At 65.7% G+C, this 4,717-nt stretch carries 2 protein-coding genes; one reads left to right on the top strand and one right to left on the bottom strand.

What is annotated here, in order from left to right:
* Window positions 1–2,567: valine--tRNA ligase (locus AC1DKD_RS39315; RefSeq protein ID WP_477144572.1), on the bottom strand; the 2,567-nt coding region annotated here is incomplete at its 3' end.
* A gap of 298 nt (window positions 2,568–2,865) precedes the next feature.
* On the opposite strand from AC1DKD_RS39315, the gene AC1DKD_RS39310 reads away from it, so the two are divergent.
* A partial coding sequence (locus AC1DKD_RS39310) for a UvrD-helicase domain-containing protein (RefSeq protein WP_477144571.1) occupies window positions 2,866–4,717 on the top strand: 1,852 nt, incomplete at its 3' end.

Below are 4,717 nucleotides of genomic sequence, written 5' to 3'. Positions count from 1 at the left end.
ACCTCGGAGAGTTTCGCCAGCGCCTGCACATAGGCCTGGGCCGACGTCAGGAAGGCGCTGTCGCCCTCGGCGTACAGCGGAATGCGCTGCGCCGGCGAGATATTCATCTCGCCGCGCAGGTTGCGGCAGGCATCGACCACGGCCTTGAGCTGCGCGGTCCATTGCTCGGCGGCTTCGTCGATCTTGGCCATGGCCGGCAGCGGGTAGGCTTGCAGCGCCAGCGTCTCGCTGCCGTCGCCCTTGGCACGGCCGGCAAGCGGCGCCACCTTCTGCCACAGCTCTTCGGTGATGAAGGGGATGATCGGGTGGGCCAGGCGCAGCACCGTTTCCAGCACGCGCAACAGCGTGCGGCGGGTGGCGCGCTGCTGCGCGGGCGTGCCGTTCTGGATCTGTACCTTGGCCAGTTCCAGGTACCAGTCGCAGTATTCGTCCCAGACGAATTTGTAGATGGCGCTGGCGATGTTGTCGAAGCGGTACTCGGCGAAGCCTTTCTCCACCTCGGCCTCGACACGCTGCAGCAGCGACACGATCCAGCGGTCCGGCTGCGAGAAGTGCAGGTAGCCGTCGGGGCCGCAGTCATGGCTGCACGGACCCATGCCGCAGTCGTGCCCTTCGGTGTTCATCAGCACGAAGCGCGTGGCGTTCCACAGCTTGTTGCAAAAGTTGCGATAGCCTTCGCAGCGGCCGGTGTCGAAGTTGACATTGCGGCCCAGCGTGGCCAGCGAGGCAAAGGTGAAGCGCAGTGCATCCGCACCAAAGGCGGGAATGCCTTCGGGGAATTCCTTCTTGGTCTTCTTCTCGATCTTGGGCGCGTCCTTGGGACGGCGCAGGCCGGTGGTGCGCTTCTTGACCAGGGTGTCGAGGTCGATGCCGTCGATCAGGTCGACCGGGTCCAGGGTATTGCCCTCGGACTTGCTCATCTTCTTGCCTTCGAAATCCCGCACCAGGCCGTGCACATACACGGTGTGGAACGGCACCTTGCCGGTGAAGTGCTTGGTCATCATGACCATGCGCGCCACCCAGAAGAAGATGATGTCGTAGCCGGTAACAAGTGCCGACGAAGGCAGAAAATGCTGCAACTCCGGCGTCTCGGCAGGCCAGCCGAGCGAGGAGAAAGGCACCAGGGCCGACGAGAACCAGGTGTCGAGCACATCATCCTCGCGGCGTAGCGGGCCGGTGCTGCCGGCCGCGCGCGCCTGGGCCTGCGCGTCTTCCTCGGTGCGGGCGACGAAGCACTTGCCGGACTCGTCGTACCAGGCCGGGATCTGGTGGCCCCACCACAGCTGGCGCGAGATGCACCAGTCCTGGATGTTCTCCAGCCACTGGTTGTAGGTGCTGTTCCAGTTTTCCGGGATCAGCTTGATCTCGCCGCTCTGCACGGCATCCAGTGCGACTTCGGCAATCGAGCGGCCCGGATTGAAGGTGCCTTCCGGCGCCGGCTTGCTCATGGCAACGAACCACTGGTCGGTCAGCATCGGCTCGATGGCGCTGCCGGTGCGCTCGCTGCGCGGCGTCATCAGCTTGTGCTTCTTGACCTCGGCCAGCAGGCCTTGCGCCTTGAGGTCGGCGACGATGCGGGTGCGCGCCTCGAAGCGGTCCAGGCCAGCGTAGGCAGCGGGCGCATCGGCGACGATCTTTGCGTCCAGCGTCAGGATCGACAACTGCGGCAGCTTGTGGCGCTGGCCCACGGCATAGTCGTTGAAATCGTGGGCGGGCGTTACCTTGACCACGCCGGTGCCGAATTCGCGGTCGACGTAATCGTCGGCGATCACCGGGATATCGCGGCCGGTCAGCGGCAGGCGCACCGATTTGCCGATCAGGTGGGCGTAGCGTTCGTCTTCCGGGTGCACCATCACCGCCACGTCGCCGAGCATGGTCTCCGGACGGGTGGTGGCCACGGTCAGGTGGGTCAGGCCGTGCACGGTATCGGGCTCGGCCAGCGGATAGCGGATGTGCCACATCGAGCCTTCTTCCTCGACGTTCTCCACTTCCAGGTCGGACACCGCGGTGCCCAGCACCGGATCCCAGTTGACCAGGCGCTTGCCGCGGTAGATCAGGCCCTGCTCGTACAGGCGCACGAACACTTCCGTCACCGCCTTGGACATCTCCGGCGACATGGTGAAGTACTCGCGGCTCCAGTCGATCGAGGCGCCCATGCGGCGGACCTGGCGCGTGATGGTCGAGCCGGACTCTTCCTTCCAGGCCCATACCTTCTCGATGAATTTCTCGCGGCCAAGATCATGGCGCGACACACCCTGCGCTTCCAGCTGGCGTTCCACCACGATCTGGGTGGCGATGCCGGCGTGGTCCGTGCCGGGCACCCACAGCGTGTTGGCGCCGGTCATGCGGGCGTGGCGGGCCAGCCCGTCCATGATGGTCTGGTTGAAGGCATGGCCCATGTGCAGCGTGCCGGTCACATTCGGCGGCGGCAACTGGATGCAGAAGTCCGGGCGGTCCGGATCTAGGGTCGGCTTCGCGATGCCGCGCTTCTCCCACTCTGGGCCCCACTTGGCCTCAATGGCGGCGGGTTCGAAGCTCTTGGCAAGGGACTGGTCTTGGGCGGTCATGCTCGGATGTCGATGATTACGTCGGATTCTGCGGGCCAGGCGGGCAAGGGCAACGCGCCGGGAAAACGTCAAATTATAGGGGAGGCGGGTGGAGGGCGCGCGATTTCGGGCCGGGACCGGTGCGCCGGCGACGATTCGTGCCTTCCCTGGCGTGCCGCCCGGCCTTGCCGGGAGGGGGGGAAGGTGGGATGTCAGAGGGATTGTGCTGTTTTTGCGTCATGGCGCCACGCGCGGCGAAGCGCCGGGGATGCCGGCGGGTACCCCGGTATAATTCGGGGCACTCCACAAGGCCTCCCCGATGTCCGACCTGCTTGCCAATCTCAATGCCGAACAACTAGCCGCCGTCACATTGCCTGACGAACCGGCGCTGATCCTGGCCGGGGCGGGCAGCGGCAAGACGCGCGTGCTGACCACCCGCATCGCGTGGCTGATCCAGAACGGCCGGGTGTCCCCGGCGGGCTTGCTGGCGGTGACCTTCACCAACAAGGCCGCCAAGGAGATGATGACGCGGCTGACCTCGATGCTGCCCATCAAYACGCGCGGCATGTGGATCGGCACCTTCCACGGCCTGTGCAACCGSATGCTGCGCGCCCATTACCGCGACGCCGGCCTGCCGCAGACCTTCGCCATCCTCGACAGCCAGGACCAGCTCTCCGCGCTCAAGCGCCTGCTCAAGTCGCTCAACGTCGATGACGAGAAGTACCCGGCCAAGAACCTGCAGTACTTCATCAACAACGCCAAGGAGCAAGGCCTGCGCCCGGCCGATGTGGAGGCCAACGACGACTTCAACCGCCGCTTCGTTGACCTCTACGCCGCCTATGACGTGCAGTGCCAGCGCGAAGGCGTGGTCGATTTCGCCGAACTGCTGCTGCGCTGCTACGAACTGCTGCGCTACAACGACGCCATTCGCCAGCACTACCAGCATCGCTTCCGCCACGTGCTGGTGGACGAGTTCCAGGACACCAACGTGCTGCAATACCGGTGGCTAAAGATGCTGGCGGGCTTCGGCACGCAGAGCCCGGCCGCGGTGTTCGCCGTGGGCGACGACGACCAGAGCATCTACGCCTTCCGCGGCGCCAATGTCGGCAACATGCGGGACTTCGAGGATGAATTCCGCGTGCGCCACATGATCAAGCTGGAGCAGAACTACCGCTCGCACGGCCACATCCTGGATTCGGCCAACCACCTGATTGCCCACAACGCGCGGCGCCTGGGCAAGAACCTGCGCACCGATGCCGGTCACGGCGAGCCGGTGCGGGTGTTCCAGGCCGGCTCCGACGGCCAGGAAGCTTCCTGGCTGGTGGAAGAGATCCGCGACCTGATCGCGCAGGGCATGAGCCGCTCGGAGATTGCCATTCTCTACCGCAGCAACGCGCAGTCGCGGGTGATCGAGCACGCGCTGTTCTCGTCGGGCATCCCTTATCGCGTGTACGGCGGCCTGCGCTTCTTCGAGCGCGCCGAAGTCAAGCACGCGTTGGCCTACCTGCAACTGCTGGAGAACCCGCGCAATGACGCCGCCTTCGGCCGCGTGGTGAATTTCCCGGCGCGCGGCATCGGCGCGCGTTCGCTGGAATCGCTGCAGGATGCGGCGCGCCAGTACGACTGCTCGCTCGCGGAGGCGGTAGCCTACGTGCCCGGCAAGGCCGGYAGCACGCTGGGCGCCTTTGTGCGGCTGATCGAGCAGATGCGCGCCGAGACGCGCCGCATGACGCTGCCGGAAACGGTGGAGTACGTGACCAACACCAGTGGCCTGATCAACTACTATCGCGGCGAGAAAGAAGGCCAGGACCGCATTGAGAACTTGCAGGAACTGGTGACGGCGGCGCAGGCGTTCGTGACGGAAGAAGGCTACGGGCTGGACGCGCTGGCCAGCGCGATCCCGGTCGGGCGCGAGGGCGCGCAGTTGCCGGTGCTGGCCGACGGCGACCAGGCCCAGCAGGTGCTCGATCCCGAAGCGCTGCCGGCCGTGATGACGCCGCTGGTGGCCTTCCTCACCCATGCCTCRCTGGAAGCCGGCGACAACCAGGCCCAGGCCGGCCAGGATGCGGTGCAGATGATGACGGTGCACGCCGCCAAGGGGCTGGAGTTCAACGCGGTCTTTATCACCGGGCTGGAAGAAGGCCTGTTCCCGCACGAGAACAGCGCCAAGG

The sequence above is a fragment of the Cupriavidus sp. 05T313 genome (assembly GCF_056396665.1).
Note: the sequence above shows the minus strand (reverse complement) of the source record. Positions and strands in the feature narration are given on the sequence as shown.